The sequence below is a fragment of the Hyalangium gracile genome (assembly GCF_020103725.1).
Lineage (GTDB): Bacteria > Myxococcota > Myxococcia > Myxococcales > Myxococcaceae > Hyalangium > Hyalangium gracile.
In genome coordinates this window covers 86,235-109,084 of the sequence record NZ_JAHXBG010000006.1, presented here as the reverse complement: position 1 = coordinate 109,084, position 22,850 = coordinate 86,235, and the positions used below count along the sequence as shown (strand labels likewise).

Sequence of the window (22,850 nt, the reverse complement as noted above, 5' to 3'; positions counted from 1 at the left end):
GCGTGTGCATGGCGCCCCCCAGGCGGACCGAGGGACACTCAGGCTAGGATCCGCTCCGGCCTGGAGATCCGCGTGAACGAGCCCTCGAGACAGCCCCTCCCCGTCGAACCGCCTTCCCAACCGCCGGTGAAGCTGCACACCTTCCCGGCCAAGGAAGAGCCCAAGTGGTCGACGTTCGGGACGGCCTGCATGTGCCTGTTCGGCATCATCGTGCCCGCGGCGACGCTCACCATCGAGCTGGCCTGGGCATGGTGCGCCAGCGAGTTCTTCGATCCGGTGCCCACCCACGTGCACTCGCTGCTCGTGGCCAGCGTACCGCTGGGCAACGCCGTGGCGCTGATCTACTCGCACACGCGCAACCCCCGCCTGCTGCGCGCCGCCATCCTCCTCAACGGCATGGCGCTGGCGGTGAGCACCATCTACTCCCTCATCTTCCTGCCGTTCGCGCCCCTGGGTTTCATCGGCGTGATCATCTACGGGCTGGGCCTGCTGCCGCTCTCGCCCCACCTGTCCTTCATCACGGCCCTGGTGCTGCGGCGCCGGCTGAAGAAGCTCCATGCGGTACACCACGCCTCTCCCCTGCGCCCGTTGCACGGGGCCTTGGTTGCCCTGCTCGCGCTGTCCACCGTGGAGGTGACGGGCGCGGTGACCCAGGTGGCGCTGCAAGCCGCAACGCACGGCACCCGGCCGGAGACCCGCCGCGCGGGGCTGCAGTGGCTGCGCTCGGTGGGAGACGAGGAGACGCTGCTCGCCTCGAGCTACCTCGGCGTGAAGCGCTCCAGCCTCGTGGCCTTCCTGCTGTCCTTCGATTCGCAGATCAGCGCCGAGGACGCGCGGGACACCTACTACCGGGTGACAGGGCGCACGTTCAATTCCGTCCCCAAGCCGGACAACCTCCGCCGGGGCAAGGGCTTCCGCTCCTCCAGCTGGGACTCGGAGCTGGGCGGTGAGCATGTCGGAGGCCGCGTCCCCGGGCTGTCCCTCGTCAGCTCGGAGATGAAGGGCGCGGTGGATGGCGACGCTGCGCTCGCGTACCTGGAGTGGACGATGAGCTTCGAGATGACGGCCACCGGCCAGGCCGAAGCTCGCACCCAGGTGGCCCTCCCGCCAGGCGCGGTGGTGTCCCGGGTGACGCTCTACATCGACGGCCAGGAGCGCGAGGCCGCCTTCTCCAGCACCAAGCAGGTGCGCGCCGCCTACCAGAAGGTCGTCCATGCCCGGAGGGATCCGCTGCTCATTACCCAGAAGGGCAAGGATCGCATCCAGGTCCAGTGCTTCCCGATCGTCAAGGGGCCGCCGATGAAGATCAAAATCGGCATCACCGCGCCGCTCGCGCCCCGGGACGAGGGCCGCTTCGCCTCCCTGCCGCTGCCCACCCTGGCCGAGCGCAACTTCCACATCGCCGAGGACTTCCGGCACGTGGTGCGCGTCGAGTCCCTGCGTCCCCTCACCACGCCGGCCGGTGGCAACCTGGAGCAGCGCAAGGATGGGGTGAGCGAGTGGCTGGCCGCGCTGAGCGACGAGGCGCTCGTCCCGCCCCAGGCCGTGCTCACCGTCCAGCGCAAGGGCGCCGCGGACATCGCCTGGGCGGAGGACATGTTCGACCCGGCCTATGTGGTGCGCCAGCAGGTGCGCAACACCGTGGCGGAGGTGCCCGAGCGGGTTCTGCTCATCCTGGATGCCTCGGCGGGAATGAAGGACGCCCTGCCGCAGGTCGCCGCCGCCCTGTCCGCCTTCCCCCAGGGCACGGAGCTGGCCGTCCTGGCCGCCTGGGATGGCGTGGAGGAGCTGCTGCCCCTGGGCAAGGCGGATGCAGCGGCGCTCCAGCGCGCGGCGGAGCGGGTGAGGGAGCTGTCCCCCGTCGGCGGGCAGGATGCCAACGCCGCGCTCGCCCGCGCGTGGTCACTGGCGGCTCCCCAGGGGCGCACCGTCGCGGTGTGGGTCCACGGGCCTCAGCCGCTGGGAACCCCGCGCCTCTCGGGCGACACCACCTCGCGCGAGTACGCCGCCAGCAGGTGGCCCACGCCCGCGCCTCTCGCCGAGCTCCTCGACGTGATGGTGGGACAGGGCCCGAACAAGATGGCGGTGGACCTCGCGCCCTACGCCTCGTTCCGCACCGTGCCGCGACTGGGCACGCTGGAGGAGGACCTGAAGAACCTGTTCTCCTCCTGGGGCCACGCCACTCCCCAGGTCCACCGCGAGCGCATGCTCCGCGCGGGGCTGGAGCTTCCGGAGTCCGCGTGGAAGACGTCTCCGCACCTGGCGCGCCTGTGGGCCCGCGAGGAGGTCTCCCGGCTGATTGCCACGAATGAGCCGGAGCCGCGCGCCCAGGCCGTCCAGCTGGCCTCCCGCCATCAGCTCGTCACGGAGGTGACGGGGGCCGTCGTCCTCGAGCGCCAGGAGCAGTATGACGAGGCGGGCCTGAAGCCCGTGGATCCGGACTCCGTGCCCAGCGTGCCGGAGCCGGAGACGTGGATGCTCCTGGGTGTCGCCTGCGCGCTGGTGATCGCCTTCCGCCTGCGCCGCCGGCAGGCTTGATGGGGCCGTCGCACCTCATCCTCCTGCTGCAATTGCTCGCCGGCTGGCACGCCTGGAGCTGGTATGTCCAGCGCGTGCTGGACGGCTCGCAGGAGCCGTGGGGCCTGCTCGCCCTGCTCGCGCTGGCGCTGGTGCTGCCTCGAGGGGCACGTCACCCGCTGCGGCCCCTGGATGTCGGCGTGCTGGCGGGCGTCAACCTCGCGCTCGTGCTGACCTGGGCCTGGGTGCCGCCCCTGGTCCGCGCGGCGGTGTGCCTGCTGTGCGTCACCGCCATCGTCTCGCGGATGGCCTCCGGCCATGCCTTCCACCTGGGCACCTGGCTGCTGGCGCTGCTGTCCATGCCCGTGCTCGCCACGGTGCAGTTCTACCTGGGCTACCCGCTGCGCCTGGTGTCCGCCGTGCTGGCCACGCCCATGCTTCGCGGCATCGGGCTACCCGCCGTCCGCGAGGGCCTCCACCTGGTCATCGGCTCCAAGGTCACCCTCGTGGATGCGCCGTGCAGCGGCGCGCGCATGCTCTGGGTGGGGCTGTTCCTGGCTGTCACCCTGGCGTGCCTGATGAAGCTCGGCGCGCTGAGGACGATGGTGGCCTGCGTGCTGGCCACGGGCGCCATCCTCCTCGGCAACGCGGTGCGGGTGAGCTCGCTCACCCTCCTCGATCAGCAGGGCGGATGGGACATCTCCTGGCTCCATGATGCCGTGGGAGTGAGCGCCTTCATTCCGGTCAGCCTATGCATCACCGCCATCTGTCTGTGGCAGCGCTCGCGACAGCGGGCAGCGGAGGCGCGCGCATGAGCCGGGGTGCATGGGTGGCGTTCGCGCTCTCGAGCGCGCTGCTGGCGACCGCTCCCCTGTGGCGCGTGCCTCGCGAGCCCGAGCCCGTGGCGACGGCGTTCCCAGGCTGGCCGTCGACCTTCGAGGGACGGGCGCTGATGGCGCTGCCCCTGACGGAGCTGGAAGAGCGGTTCAACGCGGGCTTCCCCGGGCGCATCGCTCGCTTCACGGATGGACAGCGCGTGCTGGTCATCCGGTGGGTGGCGGTCCCCACGCGCCAGCTCCACTCCACGGAGGACTGCTTCCGGGGGCTCGGGTACTCCATTACTCCAGCCACGCTCTGGCGTCGGGAGGATGGCCAGCCCTGGCAGCGGTTCATCGCCGCCCGAGGCGACTCGCGCCTCGTGGTGCGCGAGGCCATCACCGCCGAGCCGGGCGGGCGGTGGACGGATGTGACGGAGTGGTACTGGAGCGCGCTCTTCGGCCAATCCCAGGGGCCCTGGTGGGCCATCACCGTGGCGGAGCACGCGGCGCGCTGAAGCCGCCGCGTCACGGCCGGTATTCCCAGTGCCACGCCTCGCTCGCCAACGGCTGGAAGTGGTATTGCGAGGCGTGCGCCACGAGCCAGGCGTGGAACCAGGAGGCCCTCCATAGCTCGTTCTGGGACGTGTTCGCCCCCAGCGCGGCCCCTCCCTGGGTGGTGGTGAAGTCCACCGCGATGCCGTTGGTGTGATTGCCGAACCCGGGGGCGGCCTTGCGCGTCGTGTAGTGGGCCACCATGACCCGCACCGCAGCCGCCCCGTGCTCGCCCCCCTCCGCGGTGGCACGGTCCCCCGCCGTGGCCGCGTAGTACTGGGGGAAGAGGTCCTCCCAGATGGTGAGCTCCTGCGTGGCGCTGCGATAGGCCGAGCCCACTCCGATGCTCGTCGCCCCCAGGGCGAGCGCTTCGTTGGCGGTCCGCGCCGCCTGGAGATCGGCCCGCGCCGCCGCGAGCATCTGCGTCAGGAAGGGTGCCGCATCCCGGTGCAGCCGGCCTCCCCCCTCGATGGGCGCGAGCTGATCCTCCGCGAGGTCCATGTTGAACACGCGTCCCCGCGCGCGAGCCGCCGCGACGTGGGCGTTGTACACCTGTCGCTTGAAGGCTGTCTGTTCGGCGGTGCCGAAGGCCCGAAGCTGGGTATCGGGGAAGGGCGTGCCTCCCGTCCCTCCCGAGGGCGTGGGGAGGCCGAACGTGGGCGCCTCCCGCGCCACGATGCCGGAGACGAGCCCGAGCATGGTCTGGGCTCGCGACAGGCTCTCCTGCTGCCGCGGCGAGAGCTCCGCGGGTGGGGAGGAGAGCGCGGTGTTGATCGCGCCGAGCACGGCCGCGCCGTCCCGCTGGGAGGCCAGCAGCGAGATGCGCGTGTTGACCGAGGCATCCATGAACGCCAGCGCGACGTCGAACCTTCCGGCCCCGAGCTGGTTGAAGACCTCGAGCACGAAGGGGCGCGCCTCGACCGGGTTGGTGACGGTGCGCGAGGCGAGTGCCATCCCCCGGCTGTCGGTGTCCGGGGTGGCGGTCAGGAACTCCGTGACGGAGCGCTGGAGGTCTGCCGCTGGTGGCGTGGCGACCGCCGCGGCGGGCCGCTCGATCAGCGGAGCCCAGGCCGCATCGAACCCCGAGGCCATCTGCTGGAGCAGGTCCTTGTTCACGGTGGCCACACCGGTGTCGTCGATCTCGACGGGCAGCGGGAAGCGCAGCCCGCCCGTCCATCCGGTCATCGACGGCGTCGGCTCCGAGAGCACACGAAGGTAGTAGCGGTTGTAGACCAGCAGCCCGCGCGCGAGCTCCTCGGCGGTGATAGGCCCGGTGACGAGGGGGGCGGTGGCGCCTGGCGGCGTGAACGGCTCCGCGGAGTTCCACAGCGGCAGGAGGAGCGTGGCGATGCTCTTCAGCGTCATCGTCGGAGCGACGATGACCGACAGCCGGTTGCGCCTGTCATTGAGCAGGCCCCCCTGGCCCGAGACGGGACCGATCCGCGTGCTGGTCACCTGGAGCGGCCAGAACTGCAGGCCAGAGCCCCGCACCGTGCCGGTGCGCATGACGGCCGTCGTCTCGCGGGTGTTGTCGCGTCCGATGAAGGGAGCAGCCGAATGCCGCCGGATGGCCACCGAGGCATCCGACGAAGCCGGCCGTGCTGCGGGCTGCTCCGGAGCTCCGCCCTGCTGCACCACGTGAGTGAGCTCGTGCGCCAGGAGCCGACGTCCCCCCTCGGTGTCCGGCTGGTACTGGCCAGAGCCGAAGACGATGTCGCGGCCGACCGTATACGCGCGAGCCTGCACCGCGCGCGCCGCCTCCGCCGCCTGGCTGCCGACATGCACTCGCACCTGGCTGAAGTCCTGCCCGAAGCGCGGCTCGAACTGGGACCGCACCGTGCCCGGCAGCGGCGCTCCGCCGTGCTCCGCCGCGCGGACGGCGGTCTCCACGTTCCGCGCCGTCTCGACTCCCGGCGTGCCCTCCCGCTTGGGGTGAATCATATGCTCCTCGTCATCCGCCTCCGAGCAGAGGCGCTGGATGGCCAGTGGCGCCGATCCGATGGGCGCCGGCTCCGCCATCCGCATCACCTGCTCGGCCACCTCGTCCGCCTCGCGCTCGAGCGGGCTCCCGGGAGAGCTGACGGTCGGCTTGCGTTGGACCACAGGTGCGGCCGTCCCGCCCGGAGCGTCGGCCCTGGAGCGGCTCAGCAGGGCGAGCTGGAGCGACACCGGATCCACGAGGGGAGCCTTCGCGGGACTCGGCGAAGCGGCCTTCGGTGAAGGAGGAGCCGAGTTCGACGCGGGTGGCTTTCGATCCGAAGAGAACATGCAGGGCCTCCACCGAAGGTGGAGCCCTAGCGTACCTCTCAGGGGTGACGCGAACACCTCTGTGGGACTCGAGCTTCCAGTGGAGGATGACCGCCGACGTGGGATGGGACCGTCGCTCTTCAGTCAGACCCGAGCGAAGGAAAACCCGCGCGTGCGCGCACGGCGTACGACTGGAGGAGCCGCTTCTCGCCGCGCCGCAGCAGGATGCAGTTGCGTGCGTTGGGCGAGAGCGCCTCTTCCCGGAGGAGTCGCTCATCCTCCTCCAGCGAGGTGGCGTAGCCGGCCAGCCGCTTCTCGCAGCCGGCGGCGAAGGCGGCGTGGAGCTTCTCCTCGTTGCGCGGGCTCAGCGGCGCCCGGGCGAGGGCGAGCGCATCGGGTGCGGCCTCGAGCACGGAGAGCTCCCCGGCCTCCGCCTGGGCTATCCGCAGGAAGGCGAACAGCTCGGCCATCGCCTCGGCGTCATAGGTGCGCGACAGCTTGAAGGAGCGCTGCTCGTCCGGCGAGGAGAGCCCCAGCAGCCGCTGCTTCTCCGCGGTGAAGGCATCGCCCGGAGGAATGCCCAGCAGCAGCAGCACCTCGTCGTGCGCGTTGTCCTCGTGCACGTAGCCGTACTGGAGCAGGAGGCTCAGGTTGCTCTTGTTGCCGTAGGTGGTGTGCAGCTCCTGGCCCGCCGCCACGGCGCCCAGGCTCTTCACCTGGAAGCACTGCTCCTCCTCCAGCCAGGCCCAGGGGCTGTCCCACGGCCTGCCGTCGTTGATCATGTCCACCAGCGGCACCAGGCACGAGGCGTGGGAGCCGCTCCGCGTCATGGTGAAGGTGCGCGTCACCACCGCGAAGTGCGCCCAGACGAACGCGTCGAAGGTGAACCGGTTGAACCCGGGGACGTGCTGGCTCAGGTGCACGTACCGCTCCGCGACGATCCGCTGCTGAATCCCGACCATCCCCGCCAGGAAGGAGCCCTGCAGCAGCGCCAGCTCGTGCTCCTCGAAGAAGAACGGGTGCGAGGGGAAGGCCTTCGGCAGCATGTCCAGGAAGGGCTTCCAGAAGGAGTCCTCCCCCCGCTCCCGCTCCTGGAGGAGGAAGGCGGACAGGTAGGTCCGCTCCTCGTCGAGCTGGGCGTGGGCATCGAGGAGCTGGCCCATCTCGGAGGCTCGGACGTCCTCCACCGTCAGCACGTGCCGGCGGGGAATGCGCAGGAGCGTCTCTCCCGGAGCGATGTCGTCCAGGGCCAGAACGCCCCGCTCGCCTCCCTCCGGGGTGACGATGTGGACCTTGGAGATCTGGGATCCGCCCTGCTCGAGCCAGCGGAGGAACCTGGCGACCGCCGGGTCCACTTCTGGATGCGCGCCCATGGGAGCACCTCATTCTAGCCCGCGCCGGACGGCCCTGGGTGTCCTATGGTTCGCGCCGTTCAACCCCTCTCCTGGAGGAGCGCCCATGGCACAGATGCATGAAGTGGACTTCGAGATCCACGGCGACGACATGCAGTTCGTCGAGGTGGAGCTGGACCCGAATGAGGCCGCCGTCGGCGAGGCCGGCGCGATGATGTACATGGACGACGGCATCGAGATGGAGACGCTCTTCGGCGATGGCTCGGAGAAGAAGAGCGGCTTCCTGGGCTCGCTGCTGGGCGCGGGCAAGCGGCTGCTGACCGGCGAGTCGCTCTTCACCACCGTGTTCCTCAACCGAGCCTCCGGCAAGCGCAAGGTGGCCTTCGCCGCGCCGTACCCGGGGCGCATCATCCCGGTGAACCTGGGGAAGATGGGAGGCGAGCTGATCGCGCAGAAGGACAGCTTCCTGGCGGCGGCCAAGGGCGTCTCGCTGGGCATCGCCTTCCAGAAGAAGCTGGGCGCGGGCCTGTTTGGCGGCGAGGGCTTCATCATGCAGCGGCTGCAGGGAGACGGGCTGGCGTTCATCCACGCGGGCGGCACGCTGCTGGAGCGCACACTGGCGCCCGGCCAGGTGCTGCGCGTGGACACCGGCTGCATCGTCGCCTTCCAGCCCAGCGTGGACTACGACATCCAGATGGTGGGCGGCATCAAGACGGCCTTCTTCGGCGGCGAGGGCCTCTTCTTCGCCACCCTGCGCGGCCCGGGCACGGTGTGGCTGCAGTCGCTGCCGCTGAGCCGGCTGGCTGGCCGCATCCTCGCGTCCGCGGGCCCGGCCGGTGGCCGGGATGAGGGCAGTGTGCTCGGCGGCGTGGGGCTCGGCGGGCTGCTGGGGGACAACGAGTAGCGGCCGCACCCATAGAAGTTCTCTAGGTTCTCGGCTCTATCACGCGGAGTATGTTCCCACGCATGCGCCTGCCTGCGTGGGGAATGAGAGTCGGTCTGGCCGTGCTCGGCCTGTGGCTCACGGCCTGTGGGGACTCCGAGCCACCTCCCGATGGCAAGGACTGCGTCCCTGGACGCTCCGTGGCTTGCGTGGGCCCCGGCGGCTGCGTGGGAGGGCAGGTGTGCCGCGAGGATGGCAAGGGTTACGAGCCCTGCATCTGCGGCACGCCCCCCGTGGATGATGGCGGGACGAATCCGGGCGGACCGGATGGCGGTGGCTCGGATGGCGGTCAGACCTTGCCGGATGGAGGCTCCGCGGATGGAGGCCTCCCGGGCCCCGACGGAGGGAGCACCACCGACGGGGGCATGACGCCCGACGCGGGAGAGACTCAAGACGGCGGCAGCGGGCTGGACGGCGGCAGCGGGCTGGACGGCGGCACCTCCTCGGACGGTGGCTCGCTGAGCGTGGGACCTGGCGGCTTCCAGCTCGACGGCGGGAGCCTCTCGGGTGGCTCCAACGTCCAGCTCAACCCGGACGGCTCCTTGGGCCTGGGCACCGCGAACGCGGAACTGCCCTTCGCGTGGCTCGCCAACAATGATCAGAGCACCGTCTCCAAGTTCGACACCCGGACAGGCAGGGAGGTGGCCCGCTATCACGCCGTCATCCCCGTGGATGGGCTCCCCGCCTCGGACGGCGGCGTGGGCAACCCCAACGGCCTGCGCGGCAACGAGGGCAACAACCCGAGCCGCACCGCGGTGGACCTCTTCGGGAACGTCTGGATTGCCAACCGCGCCATCAGCGTCCAGGGCTCGGTGACGAAGATCGCCAGCGTCCTGACCGACTGCCGTGAGCGCAATGGCCTGCCCGGCATCCAGACCAGTCAGGACCTCAATGGCGACGGCGCGATCAGCACGAACCCCGCCGACGGGGAGATGATCTTCCCCACCGACTGGAGCGACCCGACCCAGTATGACGAATGCATCCTCTTCAGCACCCCGCTTGGCGTCGCCGCCGAGGACACCGTCAAGGCACGCGCCCTGGCCATCTCCCGTGGCGCCGAGGGCACCGCGGGCGACGTCTGGGTGGGCCTGCACAACACCAACTCCATCTTCAAGCTGAACGCCCAGAGCGGCCAGCAGGAGCAGCTCAACGGCTCCGCGTCCCTCACCCTGCCCTTCGGGCCCTACGGCGCGGCGGCGGACCGCCAGCAGCGGCTGTGGGTGATGGCGTCCACCCTGAGCCCGGCGCGGCTGGCGCTCGTCGACACGGCCACGGGCACGCTCGTGCGAGCCGACATCGTTCCGCCCTCGCCCTCCGGCTCCTACGGCATCGCGGTGGATGCCAAGGACCGCGTGTGGCTGGCCGGGTGGAGCGCGGGCGCCAAGGCCTTCCGTTACACGCACCCCGATGGAGTGGGGAGCACCCTGGGCACGTGGACGGTGTTCGACTTCACCACCGCCGTCAGCCAGCTGAACACGCGGATGAGGCGAGCCCGAGGAATCGCCACAGATGACCAGGGCTTCGTGTGGTTGACCTCGGACCTGAACGACACCAACGCCAGCGCCTCCCAGCTCCTCGCCTTCAACGGCGACACCGGCGCGCTCAAGCGCTTCAACGTCCCCAACATCGGGATGGTGGACTTCATCGACGCGACGGACAGCCGGACGCGCGAGGCGGTGGGCGTGGCGCTCGACACGAACAACCACGCGTGGGTGAACAACCGCTCCGGCAACGCCATGCGCGTCCACCGCGACACGGGAGAGGTGCTGCGCACGGCCCAGCAAATGGCCGGGCTCTACACGTACTCGGACTTCACCGGCTACCAGCTGCGCCGGTTCACGGCGGCACGAGGCAGCTACTTCCATCAGCTCAGCGGCTGCGGGCCGGGCACTCAGTGGCGTCAGCTCGTCTGGGACGCGGTGGTGCCCGCGAGCACGGGCCTGCAGGCGTACGTGACGTCCGCCAATCAGGTGGGAGACCTGGGCAACCCGGCGCTGCGCAAGGGGCCATTCACCTCCCAGCCCGCGAACCTGTCCGCGGCGGGCGTGCCCGCCGGCCAGTACCTGCACGTCGAGTTCGTGCTCTCGTCGAGCAGCCAGCAGGCCACGCCGGCGCTGAAGTCCTTCGATGTGAGCTATCTCTGTCCGTAGCTCTCGACTACTCGCGAGCCAATCAAGAGGCGTTGGCATCGTCTGGCGGCGGCTTCGATTCCCGCCGCCTCCGTCCCCAGAGAGCCCCTCCTCGTTCTGACAGGCGGATTCATGAGGCTGACAGCCATCGGGTTGGGATGCATCACTGCATTGCTCACCAGCTGTGCGACGGGCGAGGGACGTACCGGACTTCCCTCTGGGGTAGCCACCACCTATCGGCAGGAGATGGGACCTGCGCTCCGTTCGTTTTCCACCAGGGAGCCGTCGCCTCCCACGACTTCAGCGGCTGGGCGTCAGCTCGTCACCCAGACCCGGCAAGCCATCCTTGGTGTCCTCAATGACGTGGAGCGCTCCACGGCTGGCATCGCCGACTCGCTCCGCCAGCTCGAGGATGGCAGCAGCCTCGGCGGCCGGGCCAATGGTGTGTTCAGCCGCCACGTCGGTTATGGCTCGGACCAGTTGCACTGGCTTTACGGTCATCTGCGGAGCGTCTCCACGCTGGCTGACGCTGCGTGGCAGGTAGAAGACCCAGAGATGGGCCACGCTCTCTTGCGTCTCACCGGCCCCCGGCTCGAGTCGGCCATGTTCGGCTCCATGCTGCTCGCCACATGGCTCGACTTCCTACGACTCGCCGACATCGTGCTTCGAGAGTGCCCTGCCTACAGCACCGAGAGGCTGTTCATGGACATGCACCGTGTGCAACAGCTGATAGAGCCCACCCTTTGGGCGCTCGCGTCACAGGATCCGGAGAAGGTCGAGGCCGCGGCCACGGAGATGCCCGAGTTGATGGGCAAGCTTACCCGCGAGTTCGGTTCCATCCGTGACGGCGCACGCATAGCAATGGAGAACAGCGGAAGGATCATGGCGGCGGCGCAACTCGTGGAGATGCTCACGCTGGCCTCGGCACTGAGGATGTCGCTGCCACGACTGCCGCCCGCCGTTCCTGCCTCGCTCGGCGTGGGCCTCGTGATGGGCTCGGGCGGCGTGATGGCGGGCTCGCAGATTGTCGTCTCCGCTGAGTGGGTGGAGATGATCCGCCGGCTCGTTCAGGCGGGTGTCCTCTCCCTCCCAGCCATCAGCGCCGCCGTCCGCATCCACGGCGGTCAGGTGATGATGGCGCAGGCGAACGGGGACCTGCCGAAGGGTGTACGTGACGCGCTGGGTGAAAGTCCCGAAGTGCGCGGCATGCGGGTGACTGACGGAGCAGGGGCGGGAATGTCCAAGGCACCGAAGCACCACGTCCTGCCGAAAGAGTTCCGCGCGTGGTTCGAGCAGCGTGGATTCAGGGGCGACATGGACATCGACAAGTTCTGCGTCCGGCTGGAGCAGGCACACCATCAGGCGATTCACGGTGGGGGCAACTGGCGCCTGGGACGCACTTGGCCCAACGAATGGAACCGGATGCTCATGGAGGCGCTGGGTGAGGCTGAAGTTGAAGCCGGGCGGCAGTTGACCCGGAATGAGATCCTGAACATTGTCGCAGCTCGCATGAAGCGCTACGACATCCCGATGAAGTTCATTCAAGGGGGACGGGGATGACCGATGGGCGTTCATGGCAGGGCAACTGGAAGGCCCGCCTTTATGAGCGCGTGCGCGAGCGCGGTTACGATTCGCTCACCGCCTTTGCCGAGGCACGCCCTGCTGTCCCCCTGAATCAGCTCGCCGCGGAACTCGGCAAGGACGACATTGCCGGGGTGCAGGTGTTGGGCGGATTGCATGCCGAGGCTGAGCAGCGCAAGCAGGTCACGCGTTTCGTGCGCGACGTGCTCGTGCGCGAACTGTCCGAGAGTCTTCCCAATGGCTGGCCGGCGGTGATGGACGACGAGTCCCGTTTCCAGGTGGCCAAGGCGCTTGGTTGCTGGTCTGCCGACACCCCTGATACTCATAAGGAGCGAGTCAAGCAGGCCAGAGCAGCGCTCCGCGCCACTCCGCCGCCGCCAGGTTGGCGCCCGCTCGGACCCGACGACGAGTTGCTCCGCACGCTCTTGCCCGACGAGGAAGTTTGAACAGCGGGTTCGATTTCTGCCGCCTCCATCCCGGCGGCCCATCTCAGCGCAGTGCAAGCTCCCGGAAGACGATGCCTCCCAAGTCCAACCGACGCACAGCCTCCACGAATCGCTCGCTGGCAACGAGCAGGTCGGCTGAGTGCTTGCCAACCACATGTTTCGCAAGGCGGTGGCAGATCTCCCGGGAGACAACTGGGGTGCAGTCTGCCGTGAGGATGGATCTCCAATTCCAACAAGTCGGGGGCTTCTTCTGGCGGAAGCGCAACTGCGTTCGGCACCCCTTCAAGCCGCGGATGCCTTCCGATTGGAGCCGCTTCAAGGCCTCGCGCCGAGCGAGCAGTGTCCATGGGTTCTGGAAGCAGAATGGTCCGAAGGTGCCGGAGGCCGTGATGGGCAGCATTGATATGAGCCGTGCGGCGCGACAACTCTTCGGGACTTAGCCAGTAGAATCTCATCTTGACGCCACCAGGACACACGCTATCGCAGGCGTCGCGTCCTGACCGCTTTGAGCGTGCGGCATCCACCGGGCACAATCCCCGGCGCGCCCCAGTCGTCGTGGGGCCCATCATCTCGAGGGTGTCCATGCAACGAAGCAGCAACAGGAGTTCATCGCGCCTGCTCGTCGTGTTCTCGCTGCTGCTGCCGGCGCTGGGAGCGGCGGAGCCCTTCTCCGCACTGGCAACTCCCGGTGCGGTCATCGGCCAGTTGGAAGGCGTGGTGCTCGAGGGAGACCAGTACTTCGTGACCGGGTGGACCTGCCAGCAGGGCGTCGCTGCCTCGCTGGGCATCCACGTGTACGCCGGAGCCTCGGCATATGACGAGCCCCGGGGCCAGTTCATGTTCTCCGGCGTGTCCCGCTTCATGGCCGAGCCGGCCGTGAGCGAGCGCTGTGGCGCGGGCAGCGGACGCTACCGCTTCCACGTAGCCATACCGGAGCACGTGCTCGCGGCGGTGGGAGGACAGACGCTCTACGTGCATGGCCTGCGCGCCATTGACGGCGTGCAGAACTCGGCCCTCGTGAACTCCGGGAAGATTCGCTTCCCCCGGCCGCTCTCGGACGCTCCTCGCGGCTGTATGTCCTCGCTCTGGGCCGACACAGCGGAGCGCAATGCCTATCCCTCGGGGAATGCGCAGGGCCAGGGGCAGCCCTGGGTCTACATGGCCTGGGTGTGGCGGGAGACGCCCGCGGTGGAGACCAACCACAGCGTCTCGGTCGCCCGGAGCCAGGACCTGGTCAACTGGTACAACACCTGCGGAGAGAAGCTCCCGCTGCCCCTGACGACCGCGTCCCGCGCCGTCGTCGATCCGCTCCAGACCCACCAGGGCGTGCTCAACAACGTGAACGTCGGCTTCGATGGCGAGGGACGCCCCGTCGTGACGTATCAGAAGTACAAGGCCGTCTATTCCGAGAACCAGCCCCCTGTCTGGACCACGCAGGTCTACAACGCCCGGCTCGAGGGCTCCCAGTGGACGATCCACGAGATGACCGCCTGGAGGACCCAGCACGTGCTCCTGGGAGGCGGTTCACTCCCGAGGACACCCTTCTCGGTGTCCTACTCCGTGCCCCGGGTGACGAACACCGGCGCGGTCGTCCAGTCCTTCTCCCGGGCGGACGCCGACACCACCGGTACGCCCACCTCGGGGAACTGGACCCTCTCGGCCGCGGGGACGCAGCTCGTGGTGACCACGGCACCGGGGGCCAGCATCGACTACGACACCTTCACGCAGCCGGTGCCCGGGCTGCCAGCCGAGGCTCGCGAGAAGGAGACGCGCGAGACCGGCTGGGCGACTCCCTTCACCCTGCGCCTCATGCGCCCTCGAGTGCAGAAGGACGCCATCGTCATCCGCGGCAACTGGGATGGTGATGGCAATCGCGCGGGGCTCTTCCTGACCAAGACACGAACCTTCGTCATCCAGCGCCGCGATGGCACCTCGCGCTTCAACTTCGGCCCAGCCACCACGCCCTTCCTGCCGCTCGTCGGGGACTGGGACCAGGACGGCCTGTCCACCATCGGCATCGTCGATCCAGTCACCGAGCGCTACTACCTGAGAAATCTCCTGGCGGGCGGGACCGCCGACGCCTCCGGGACGGGCGGGATTGCCTCCCTCGGCGCCACGGATGGCCCCCTGCGCTGGGACTCGCAGGATCCGGCGCTCACGTATTACCTGCGCTGGGAGTCCATGCCCACGAACCGGGATCTGCCCTACGACTGCTCGGGACACGCGCTCTCCGCGTACCAGCCGACGGAGACCACCTGCCCGGAGAAGTTCCTCACGGAGCTCGTCGTCTGGCGTTACGACCCCACCGCCCAGGCGTGGCGAAGCAGCCGGGTCGATCGCGCCTGGGGCGGGAGCTCCGCCTCGTTCGACTTCGTGGTCTTCAAGCGGCACCAGATCGTCGCGTACTACGACGCCAACCGGCGCGTGAAGGTCGCCATCCGCAATGGAGAAGGGCCGTGGACCTACGTGGTCCTCGATGACCAGTTCAGGGGCTGGGACAGCCACAACTACCTGACGCTGGAGGTCGACGACAACCACGACATCCACCTATCGGGAGACCTGCACGGCCATCCCCTGACGTACTGGCGGTCACGGGGGCTCGTCACGTCGACGTTTGCCCGGCAGCCCATGGTGGGCACCCTGGAGACGCGGGCGACCTACCCCCGCTTCTACCGAAGCCCTCAAGGGGACTTCCTCTTCAAGTACCGGCAGGGCTCCAGCGGAGATGGGGAGTGGATCATCAACCGCTACGACGTCAGGACGTACCGCTGGTCGCGGCTCCTCGATCAGCCGCTCTTCGGTCGGTGACTCTCTCGGGATCAGGCACCCACACACTTCGTCAGGGGTGGAGAGCGCGCTTCAGTGCTAGGTCATGTGGCCATGTCCGGTGACTCACCCATCCCTCCCCCCGGCGGCTTGCCCACCCTGCACTTCCCCCCCGAGCTCCCCATCTCGAGCCGGGTGGAGGACATCACCGCGGCCATCACCCCCCATCAGGTGGTCATTGTCGCGGGGGCCACCGGCTCGGGGAAGACGACGCAGCTGCCGAAAGTCCTGCTCGCCATGGGGCGTGGCCGCCCGCGCCAGATTGGCGTCACCCAGCCCCGGCGCATCGCCGCGACGAGCGTGGCGGCGCGCGTGGCACGCGAGCTGGGCACGGAGCTGGGCACGGACGTCGGCTACCAGATTCGCTTCGAGGACCGCTCGTCCCGGCGGACGGCCGTGAAGTTCATGACCGACGGAGTCCTTCTCGCGCAGATTCACAGCGACCCGCTCCTGAGCCGCTACGATACGATCGTGCTCGACGAGGCCCACGAGCGCAGCCTCACCATCGACTTCCTGCTCGGGTGGCTCAAGCGCATCCTCCCCAGGCGCCCCGACCTCAAGGTGGTGGTGAGCTCGGCCACCATCGAGACCGAGCGCTTCTCGCAGTTCTTCGGGGGGGCTCCGGTCATCCAGGTGGAGGGCCGTACCTTTCCGGTGGATGTGCTCTACGAGCCGCCCTCCGAGGACGCCGAGCTCGCCGACTCCGTCGCCGAAGCGGTGGCGGACGTGCTCTCGCTCGACCCGGACGGGGACGTCCTCGTGTTCCTCCCCGGGGAGCGGGAAATCCGCGAGGCCGAGAATGCCCTGAACGCGCGCGAGCTCCGCGGCACGGTGGTGCAGCCCCTGTATGCGCGCCTGTCGGCCGCCGAGCAGTCGCGTGTCTTCGCTACCATCCCCGAGCGCCGGGTCATCCTCGCCACCAACGTCGCGGAGACGTCGGTCACCATCCCGGGCATCGTGTACGTCGTGGATACGGGGGTAGCGCGCCTGTCGCGCTACGACCCGCGCTCGGGCACCACACGCCTGCACATCGAGCCGATCTCCCAGGCCAGCGCCGACCAGCGCAAAGGGCGCTGCGGCCGCGTGCGCGAGGGGGTCTGCGTGCGCCTCTACGACGAGGCGAGCTTCACCGCTCGGTCCGCCTTCACCGACCCGGAAATCAAGCGCACCGGGCTCGCGGGAGTCATCCTGCGGATGAAGTCCCTCGGCCTCGGTGACGTCGAGGACTTCCCCTTCCTCGACCCGCCCCAGCCGAGGGCCATCGCCGAGGGCTGGCGGGTGCTCGAAGAGCTCGGGGCCATCGAGGGCAAGGAGCGCACCTTGACGCCGCTCGGGCACCAGCTCGCGCGCTTCCCGGTGGACCCGCGCATCGCGCGGATGATTCTCGCCGGCGCCGAGTACGGGTGCCTGGACGATGTGCTCATCATCGCCGCGGCGCTCAACCTGCAGGACCCGCGCGAGCGGCCACGGGAGCTCGCGCAGAAGGCGGACGAGCTGCACCGGCGCTTCCGTGACGAGCACTCGGACTTCACGGGGCTCCTCAAGCTGTGGGCGTTCGTGCGCGAGGCCGAGGGCCGGGGGACATCCCATCTTCGGCGCGTGTGCCGGGACAACTTCCTGTCCTTCCTGCGGGTGCGCGAGTGGCGGGACGTCCAGCGCCAGCTCGAGGAGACCGTCCGCGAGCTGCGCCTGCCGCGCAAGGGCCGGGGCGCCCCGTCGCGAGGGGACGCCCTGCACCAGGCTCTCCTCACCGGGCTCCTGTCCCGCCTCGGCCAGTGGAATCCGGAGCAGCGCCACTATACGGGCGCGAAGCAGACGCGCTTCATGGTTCACCCCTCGTCGGCGCTCGCGAAAAAGCCCCCTGCCTGGGTGATGGCGTTCGAGCTCGTGGAGACGTCCCAGCTGTTCGCGCGCACCGTGGCGAAGCTCGACCCGGAGTGGCTCGCGGAGGCGGCCCCCCACCTGCTCAAACGCAGCTACTCCGAACCGCACTGGTCGGAGAAGTCCGCGCGCGCCGTGGTGAAGGAGAGCGCGACCCTCTTCGGGCTTCAGGTCTTCAAGGAGCGCCCCGTGGCCCTGGCCAACATGGACCCCGCCCGGGCACGGCTGATGTTCATCGAGCATGCCCTGGTGCGCGGCGAGTACCGCGCCCGGGGGGCGTTCCAGGAGAAGAACCGCCAGGTGCTCGAGCGCGTGGCGCGCCTGATGGACAAGGCCCGGCGCAGCGAGCTGCTCGACAGCGAGGCGCTGCTGACGTTCTTCGACCAGCGCCTCCCGGCGGACGTGACGGACGGAGCGAGCTTCGAGGCCTGGCGCCGCAAGGCCGAGGCGGCCGACCCCGACGTGCTCGTCCTCTCGATGGAGGATGCCCTCTCGCACGACCCGGACCTGTCTCCGGCGCACTACCCGGACGCCATCACCCTGCACGGCGCGTCCGTGCCGGTGACGTACACCTTCGACCCCTCGGCCGAGGACGACGGCATCACCCTGAGCGTGCCGCTGCTGCTGCTCGCACAGCTGGTCCCGGGTGAGCTCGACTGGACCATCCCCGGGTGGCAGCGGGAGAAACTCACCGCCCTGCTCGAGCAGGTCCCCCGCGCCCAGCGCAAGCAGCTGGGGCCGGTGCCGAACCTGGTCGACCGTCTCGAGGAGGAACTTGTGCCCTTCCACGGGCCGATGATTCCAGCGCTCGCGCGTGCGGTGTCCCGGCTGTGCGGCGTGGACGTGCCCGAGGAATCCTTCCGGGCGGATGCCGTGGTGCCGTACCTGCGCATCACGCTCCGGGTGCTCGATGAGCGGGGAAAGGAGCTCGCGCGGAGCCGCGACGCCGACGCGCTGCTCGAGCAGTACGGGGGACGTGCACGGGCAGCGCTGCGCAGCGTGGCACCGACTTCGGACTGGGAGCGCAAGGGGCTGACGGCCTGGACCTTCGGCGAGCTGCCCCCCGTAGTCATCCGGCGGGTCGGCGGGCTCGAGGTCCGCAGCTACCCCGCGCTCGTCGACCGTGGCGCGGCCGTAGACCTGGTGCTGCTCGAGACCTCCGCCGCCGCCGACGCGGCCATGCGCACGGGAGTCCGCCGGCTCCTGATGCTCGCCGCGCGCGGACACGTGGCTGTCAGCGCCGCGCGCATGCCGCTGCCCTTCCCGTCCCTGGACGGCGCGCCGCCCGCGCGGGGCCAGGCCGAGGCCTTCCGGGCGCTCCTCCTCGCACGCAGCGTCGACGATGCGTTCAAGCTCGCACCGGGTGCGCCGCTGCCCCGCACGAAGGCGGCCTTCGAGGCGCTGGTTTCTGATGGCTCACCGCGCATCGAGAGTGCGGCCCGGGACTGGGTGGAGGCCGTCGTTGCCACCTCCTCGGAGCTCGCTGCGACGCTCGCCGCACTCAAGGCGGCATCAAAGGGGCCGAGCGGCGCGGCGGCCGTGCGGGACATCCGCTCGCAGCTCGGGCACCTGTTCCCCGCGAACCTCATCGAGTGGATTCCCATCGTGCGCCTGCTGAACTACCCACGCTACCTCCGCGCGGCCCAGGCACGGCTGTCGCGTGCGGTGGCAAACCCCGGCAAGGATGCAGGGAAGACCGCGCCCTTCACCCCCCTGTGGGAGACCTTCCTCGCCAGGCGCGCCACCGTGCGTGACCAGGAGGCGGCGCAGGAGCTGAGGTGGGCCTTCGAGGAGCTCCGCGTGGCCATCTTCGCTCCGGAGGTGACGACGCCTGTGTCGGTGACGGTGGCGAAGGTCGGCGCAGCCCTCGCGGCGCTGCGCTAGAAGGATGTCCCCACGCAGCTGGGGGCCCTCGTAGCACCAGGCAGTACGTCACCCACGGTCTTCACTTGTGGTTCACGCGCGCCTGCGCTCGGGCCTCGGCGACGAAGCGGCTTCGGCCCAGGCGCCGGGCCTCCTCTCTCAGTACGTCCCTCTCCGCTTCCTTGAGCAACCCCTCGGCGAGGCGATGCGCAGTTCCGCGTCGAGCTCCTCGGGCATCAGGACAGTTCCTTCTGGCGATGAGGGGCAGCGTGTCTCCGCGTGTCGAGCATGAAGCGGAGCTCGACCGAACTGGTATGACAGCCATACCAGTTGTCTCAGGCCGCGCCCGGAGTGGTCCTTCCTTCGGTTACCGGTTGAAGGCCACGAACGTCATCAGGATGAGCACCGCCGCCGTCGCCAGCTGGAGCACTCCATGGCCGAGCATGAGCGTGATCCGCGGGACTGCCCCCTGAAGACTCGAGGACAGCCCGCGCCAGAGCACGAGGCTCCCCGCCAGCGCGAACGCCACGTCCATCGCCATGACCAGGAACATCACTCCGCCGACCCGCGAGGCGGACCAGCTCGAGGTCGCCGCCGCCGCGATGCCCGTGCAGAGCACGGACACGGCCAGCGAGCCGAGCCATGTGCCTCCGAACAGCAGCGCGACCTTGAGCCCCATGGGACCATGTTCCCAGCGCGCCCGGTGGCGGTCAACGTTGGGAGCCCGAACACGCCCCAACGCTCGCTCGAGCACGCAGGGAGTGCGGCTCAGCTGCGCGGCGCCGCCGGCTTGAAGACCGTGGCGTCGATGGGCGCGTCGTAGCGGGCGCTCTGGACGACCTTCTCGCCCTGCTTGCCGTCGGCCTCCCACTGCGCGCGGTGGCTCAGCATGATGCCGTCCACGGCGCGGTAGTCGGAGAAGGTGATGGCCTTGTTGTACGCCTTCCCCTCATGGGTGCCAGCGTAGGTGCGGCGCACCTCCAGGAAGGACCCCTGGTCGATGAAGCGGACCTCCGTGGTGGTGCCCCGGGTGAGGACCAGCTTGAAGGCGGGAGCACCATTCACCTCCGCGATGCCGTCCAGCTTCAGCGCGACGCCCCGGGCCTTCGGATCCATCAGGGCGTCATCGAAGGAAGCGCCCTCGGCCATCATCGCGCTCTTCTCCTGGTCCAAGCGCTGAGGAGCAGCCGAGCCCTCCACCATCCAGCCCTGCTGGCCGTCGAACATCTTGCTGACCCGGGTGCCGTTCTTGTCCATGTCGTAGCGCACGAGGTTGGGGCGCAGGCGCTGCATGGTGGTGGTAGTGACGGTGTCACCCTCCCGCACGAGGGTGGTGATCTGCAGGGTCTTCACGGCCTTGAGCCGCTCCTTGCCGCCCACGGCGTTCAGGTGCTTGTCGACGACGGTCTGGAGCGACAGCTTGCCCTGGACACACTCGGCGCCCTCGCCAGCGGCCGAGATGGCGGGAGCGAACGTCAGACCGAGGGCCAGAAACGAGGAAACGAGAGACTTGCGCAGCATGGGGTGCCTCCGTGGAGAGTAGGTTACGGAAGGCACAGTGCCCGCTCGAGCGCCGCGCTGCTGGAGTGTTCAGCCGGTGGGGACGGGCGTGCGGCGAACGGGCACTCCCGTGCGGCGAACGGGCTCCCTCTCATCGCCGCGGTCTCGGGTGCTCAGCGCAGGTGCTGGAACTTTTCGCGGTGGCTGCGAGCGACGCGCAGCTCGGCGCCCCCCGTCAGCACCACGATGAGCTCCCTGCGGCCCTCGCTGCGCAGCTCGCGGATGCGGCGCGAGTTCACGATGGCCGAGCGGTGGATGCGCATGAAGCGCTCCGGGTCCAGGCGCGCCTCCAGGCTCTGCATCGTCTCGCGGTGGAGGTACCCCTTCCCGCCCGCATGAATCTGCACGTAGTAGTCGGCGGCCTCGATGTATTCGATCTCATCCACGTCGAGGAACACCACGCGCCCCGTGTCGCGAATGGCGAGCCGGCGCACCCACGGCTCGGGAGCGGCGATGGGCGCGGGCGCCGAGGCAGGCGCGGGAGTGACGTCACGCTCGCCATAGGTGGCGAGCACGGACATCAGCCGCTGGCTCAGGTCGGACATGCGCGCCAGGCGAATCTGCGCCTTCGCGCGGCCCACGGCCTCGTGGAAGCGATCGTCGCGGAAGGGCTTGAGGAGGTAGTCGAGCGCGTGGATGTCGAAGGCGCGCAGAGCGTAGTGGTCGTACGCGGTGACGAAGATGACGGCGGGCACCTCGCCAGGGCCCAGGTGGGCGAGCACCTCGAAGCCATTGAGCTCCGGCATCTGCACGTCGAGCAGGACGAGGTCCGGCCGCTGCTCACGGATGAGGCGCACGGCCTCCGGCCCGTTGCCGGCCTCGCCCACCACGCTGACCTCCGGGTCCGAGGCGAGCAGCAGGCGCAGCCCCTCGCGAGCCAGGGGCTCGTCATCCACGACGAGCGTGCGGATGCAGGCGGGCGCGTTCATGACACGGGCACCTCCGGTGAGGCGGACTGGAAGGGCAGCTCCAGGCGGGCGCGCACTCCACCCTCGGCTCGGTTCTCCAGCGTGAAGGCGTGGCGGTCTCCGTAGAGCTGGCGCAGGCGGGCGCGCACGTTGGCCACGCCAATGCAGCCGCCCTGGGTGTCCCAGCCGGGCGCGAGCCCAGGGCCGTCATCGAGCACCTCGAGCACCAGCCGGCCACCCTCACGCGAGGCGCGCAGCTCCACGCGCCCGGCTCCGGAGCGGGTGCCGAGACCGTGCTTGATGGCGTTCTCCACCAGGGGCTGGAGGATGAGGCTGGGCACGAGCGCGCCGAGCGTCGCGGAGTCGATGGCCCGGACCACCTGGAGCCGATCCTGGAAGCGGGTCTGCTCGATGTCCAGGTAGCGGTCCAGGAAGTCGAGGTCCTCGTGGAGGGGAACCTGCTGGCGGCCGGTGGTGTTGAGGGCCATGCGCAGCAGCTCGCTGACGCCGGTGAGCATGCGGATGGAGCCGGCGGTGTCCTGCTTGCGCACGAGGACGGAGATGGCGTTGAGCGTGTTGAAGAGGAAGTGCGGGTGGAGCTGGGCGCGCAGGGCGTCGAGCTGCGCATGGGCCAGGCGCGTCTCGAGCTGCGACTGGGCCAGCTCTCCCTCGCGATAGCGGCGGTGATAGTCCATGGCGTAGCCGACGGAGAGGATGCCGCTGTAGATGATGACGTCGGTGACGCCGTACTTGGCCAGCATCAAGGGCATGATGAAGGCCAACGAGTTGTCCAGGAACCACTTCTCCCCCGCGAGGCGGGAGATGAAGACGATGAGGAGCAGGTGGGGGAGCGTGAGCCCGATGAGGGCGGGCACATGGACCCTGAGGCTGCGGAGCCACACGCCGCGCTCCAGGCGAAAGCGCCAGCCGAGCGCGAGGACGAGCGGCGTGGCGAGCGCCCAGTACCACCAGGGCGGCAGCTGCACCAGCAGCGCCCTCCCGAAGGGGTAGGTGGGGTCCTTGGCCTGGGCGTAGAAGTAGGTCTGGCTCGAGGTGATGACGCCTGGCACGGCATACGCCAGCAGGAGCAGCGGCAGGCGGCGCGCCAGCCGTAGCAGCGCGGACAGCGCTGACGTGGGGAGCCCCGGCCGGAGTGCCCCAGCGGAGGACGGCAGGACGGGGCTCGCGGCGGGAGAGGCGGATTCCATGGACAAAGGAGTCTACGCC

15 protein-coding genes and 2 pseudogenes are annotated in these 22,850 nt (G+C 69.5%); 9 read left to right on the top strand and 8 right to left on the bottom strand.

Going from position 1 to position 22,850, the window contains the following annotated elements; translation table 11 throughout:
* Nucleotides 1-72 precede the first annotated feature (72 nt).
* Genes KY572_RS13460 through KY572_RS13450 form a run of 3 tightly spaced genes read left to right on the top strand, consistent with a single transcriptional unit; the run spans nt 73 to nt 3,850 of the window.
* Nucleotides 73-2,538, top strand: coding sequence for a VIT domain-containing protein (locus KY572_RS13460; RefSeq protein ID WP_224242995.1), 2,466 nt, complete (start codon nt 73-75; stop codon nt 2,536-2,538).
* Nucleotides 2,538-3,332 carry an archaeosortase/exosortase family protein gene (locus KY572_RS13455; RefSeq protein WP_224242994.1) on the top strand — a complete coding sequence of 265 codons (795 nt, stop codon included), beginning with the start codon at nt 2,538-2,540 and terminating at the stop codon, nt 3,330-3,332. Before KY572_RS13460 ends, KY572_RS13455 begins: the two co-directional genes overlap by 1 nt.
* A complete protein-coding gene (locus KY572_RS13450; RefSeq protein WP_224242993.1) occupies nt 3,329-3,850 on the top strand; it encodes a hypothetical protein in 522 nt (173 codons plus the stop codon). The genes KY572_RS13455 and KY572_RS13450 overlap by 4 nt, the downstream gene beginning before the upstream one ends.
* Before the next feature lie 10 nt (nt 3,851-3,860).
* Here KY572_RS13450 and KY572_RS13445 read toward each other — a convergent pair whose 3' ends face one another.
* Nucleotides 3,861-6,155, bottom strand: coding sequence for an eCIS core domain-containing protein (locus KY572_RS13445; protein WP_224242992.1), 2,295 nt, complete (start codon nt 6,153-6,155; stop codon nt 3,861-3,863).
* Between the two features lie 119 nt (nt 6,156-6,274).
* Nucleotides 6,275-7,507 carry an SET domain-containing histone-lysine N-methyltransferase gene (locus KY572_RS13440; protein ID WP_224242991.1) on the bottom strand — a complete coding sequence of 411 codons (1,233 nt, stop codon included), beginning with the start codon at nt 7,505-7,507 and terminating at the stop codon, nt 6,275-6,277.
* An 85-nt stretch (nt 7,508-7,592) separates the two neighbouring features.
* Here KY572_RS13440 and KY572_RS13435 point away from each other — a divergent pair, with 85 nt between their 5' ends.
* From KY572_RS13435 to KY572_RS13420, 4 genes are all read left to right on the top strand, one after another.
* A complete protein-coding gene (locus KY572_RS13435) occupies nt 7,593-8,390 on the top strand; it encodes a TIGR00266 family protein (RefSeq protein ID WP_224242990.1) in 798 nt (265 codons plus the stop codon).
* Between the two features lie 62 nt (nt 8,391-8,452).
* Nucleotides 8,453-10,579, top strand: a complete 2,127-nt coding sequence (locus tag KY572_RS13430) for an NHL repeat-containing protein (protein ID WP_224243343.1) — start codon at nt 8,453-8,455, stop codon at nt 10,577-10,579.
* Between the two features lie 342 nt (nt 10,580-10,921).
* Entirely contained in the window at nt 10,922-12,118 is a 1,197-nt protein-coding gene (locus tag KY572_RS13425) for a DUF2380 domain-containing protein (protein ID WP_224242989.1), read from the top strand.
* Nucleotides 12,115-12,585 carry an NUDIX hydrolase gene (locus tag KY572_RS13420; protein WP_224242988.1) on the top strand — a complete coding sequence of 157 codons (471 nt, stop codon included), beginning with the start codon at nt 12,115-12,117 and terminating at the stop codon, nt 12,583-12,585. Before KY572_RS13425 ends, KY572_RS13420 begins: the two co-directional genes overlap by 4 nt.
* A 182-nt stretch (nt 12,586-12,767) precedes the next feature.
* Here KY572_RS13420 and KY572_RS47155 read toward each other — a convergent pair.
* Nucleotides 12,768-12,932, bottom strand: a pseudogene (locus KY572_RS47155) (hypothetical protein); the annotation flags it as partial.
* A pseudogene (locus KY572_RS47150) lies at nt 12,902-12,985 on the bottom strand (hypothetical protein); the annotation flags it as partial. The pseudogenes KY572_RS47155 and KY572_RS47150, both read right to left, overlap by 31 nt.
* 182 nt (nt 12,986-13,167) lie before the next feature.
* Between KY572_RS47150 and KY572_RS13410 the strand changes: the two are divergent.
* Together KY572_RS13410 and hrpA are read left to right on the top strand one after the other, a co-directional pair.
* Complete coding sequence (locus KY572_RS13410; protein WP_224242987.1) at nt 13,168-15,393, top strand: BNR-4 repeat-containing protein; 2,226 nt, start codon at nt 13,168-13,170, stop codon at nt 15,391-15,393.
* 72 nt (nt 15,394-15,465) lie between these two features.
* The gene (hrpA, locus tag KY572_RS13405) at nt 15,466-19,176 is read left to right on the top strand and encodes an ATP-dependent RNA helicase HrpA (RefSeq protein WP_224242986.1); all 3,711 of its coding nucleotides are present in this window, start codon (nt 15,466-15,468) and stop codon (nt 19,174-19,176) included.
* 346 nt (nt 19,177-19,522) lie between these two features.
* Here hrpA and KY572_RS13400 read toward each other — a convergent pair whose 3' ends face one another.
* From KY572_RS13400 to KY572_RS13385, 4 genes are all read right to left on the bottom strand, one after another.
* On the bottom strand, nt 19,523-19,834 hold the full coding sequence (locus tag KY572_RS13400) for a hypothetical protein (RefSeq protein WP_224242985.1): 312 nt from the start codon (nt 19,832-19,834) through the stop codon (nt 19,523-19,525).
* An 89-nt stretch (nt 19,835-19,923) separates the two neighbouring features.
* On the bottom strand, nt 19,924-20,676 hold the full coding sequence (locus tag KY572_RS13395; RefSeq protein ID WP_224242984.1) for an outer membrane lipoprotein-sorting protein: 753 nt from the start codon (nt 20,674-20,676) through the stop codon (nt 19,924-19,926).
* 152 nt (nt 20,677-20,828) lie between these two features.
* On the bottom strand, nt 20,829-21,644 hold the full coding sequence (locus tag KY572_RS13390) for a LytR/AlgR family response regulator transcription factor (protein ID WP_224242983.1): 816 nt from the start codon (nt 21,642-21,644) through the stop codon (nt 20,829-20,831).
* Nucleotides 21,641-22,831, bottom strand: coding sequence for a sensor histidine kinase (locus tag KY572_RS13385; RefSeq protein ID WP_224242982.1), 1,191 nt, complete (start codon nt 22,829-22,831; stop codon nt 21,641-21,643). The genes KY572_RS13390 and KY572_RS13385 overlap by 4 nt, the downstream gene beginning before the upstream one ends.
* Between the last annotated feature and the right edge of the window lie 19 nt (nt 22,832-22,850).

Coding starts and splice junctions, on each gene's coding strand:
- KY572_RS13455 (WP_224242994.1), top strand. CDS start 2,538: ATGGGGCCGTCGCACCTCATCCTCCTGCTGCAATTGCTCGCCGGCTGG.
- KY572_RS13450 (WP_224242993.1), top strand. CDS start 3,329: ATGAGCCGGGGTGCATGGGTGGCGTTCGCGCTCTCGAGCGCGCTGCTG.
- KY572_RS13445 (WP_224242992.1), bottom strand. CDS start 6,155: ATGTTCTCTTCGGATCGAAAGCCACCCGCGTCGAACTCGGCTCCTCCT.
- KY572_RS13440 (WP_224242991.1), bottom strand. CDS start 7,507: ATGGGCGCGCATCCAGAAGTGGACCCGGCGGTCGCCAGGTTCCTCCGC.
- KY572_RS13435 (WP_224242990.1), top strand. CDS start 7,593: ATGGCACAGATGCATGAAGTGGACTTCGAGATCCACGGCGACGACATG.
- KY572_RS13430 (WP_224243343.1), top strand. CDS start 8,453: ATGCGCCTGCCTGCGTGGGGAATGAGAGTCGGTCTGGCCGTGCTCGGC.
- KY572_RS13420 (WP_224242988.1), top strand. CDS start 12,115: ATGACCGATGGGCGTTCATGGCAGGGCAACTGGAAGGCCCGCCTTTAT.
- KY572_RS13410 (WP_224242987.1), top strand. CDS start 13,168: ATGCAACGAAGCAGCAACAGGAGTTCATCGCGCCTGCTCGTCGTGTTC.
- hrpA (WP_224242986.1), top strand. CDS start 15,466: ATGTCCGGTGACTCACCCATCCCTCCCCCCGGCGGCTTGCCCACCCTG.
- KY572_RS13400 (WP_224242985.1), bottom strand. CDS start 19,834: ATGGGGCTCAAGGTCGCGCTGCTGTTCGGAGGCACATGGCTCGGCTCG.
- KY572_RS13395 (WP_224242984.1), bottom strand. CDS start 20,676: ATGCTGCGCAAGTCTCTCGTTTCCTCGTTTCTGGCCCTCGGTCTGACG.
- KY572_RS13390 (WP_224242983.1), bottom strand. CDS start 21,644: ATGAACGCGCCCGCCTGCATCCGCACGCTCGTCGTGGATGACGAGCCC.
- KY572_RS13385 (WP_224242982.1), bottom strand. CDS start 22,831: ATGGAATCCGCCTCTCCCGCCGCGAGCCCCGTCCTGCCGTCCTCCGCT.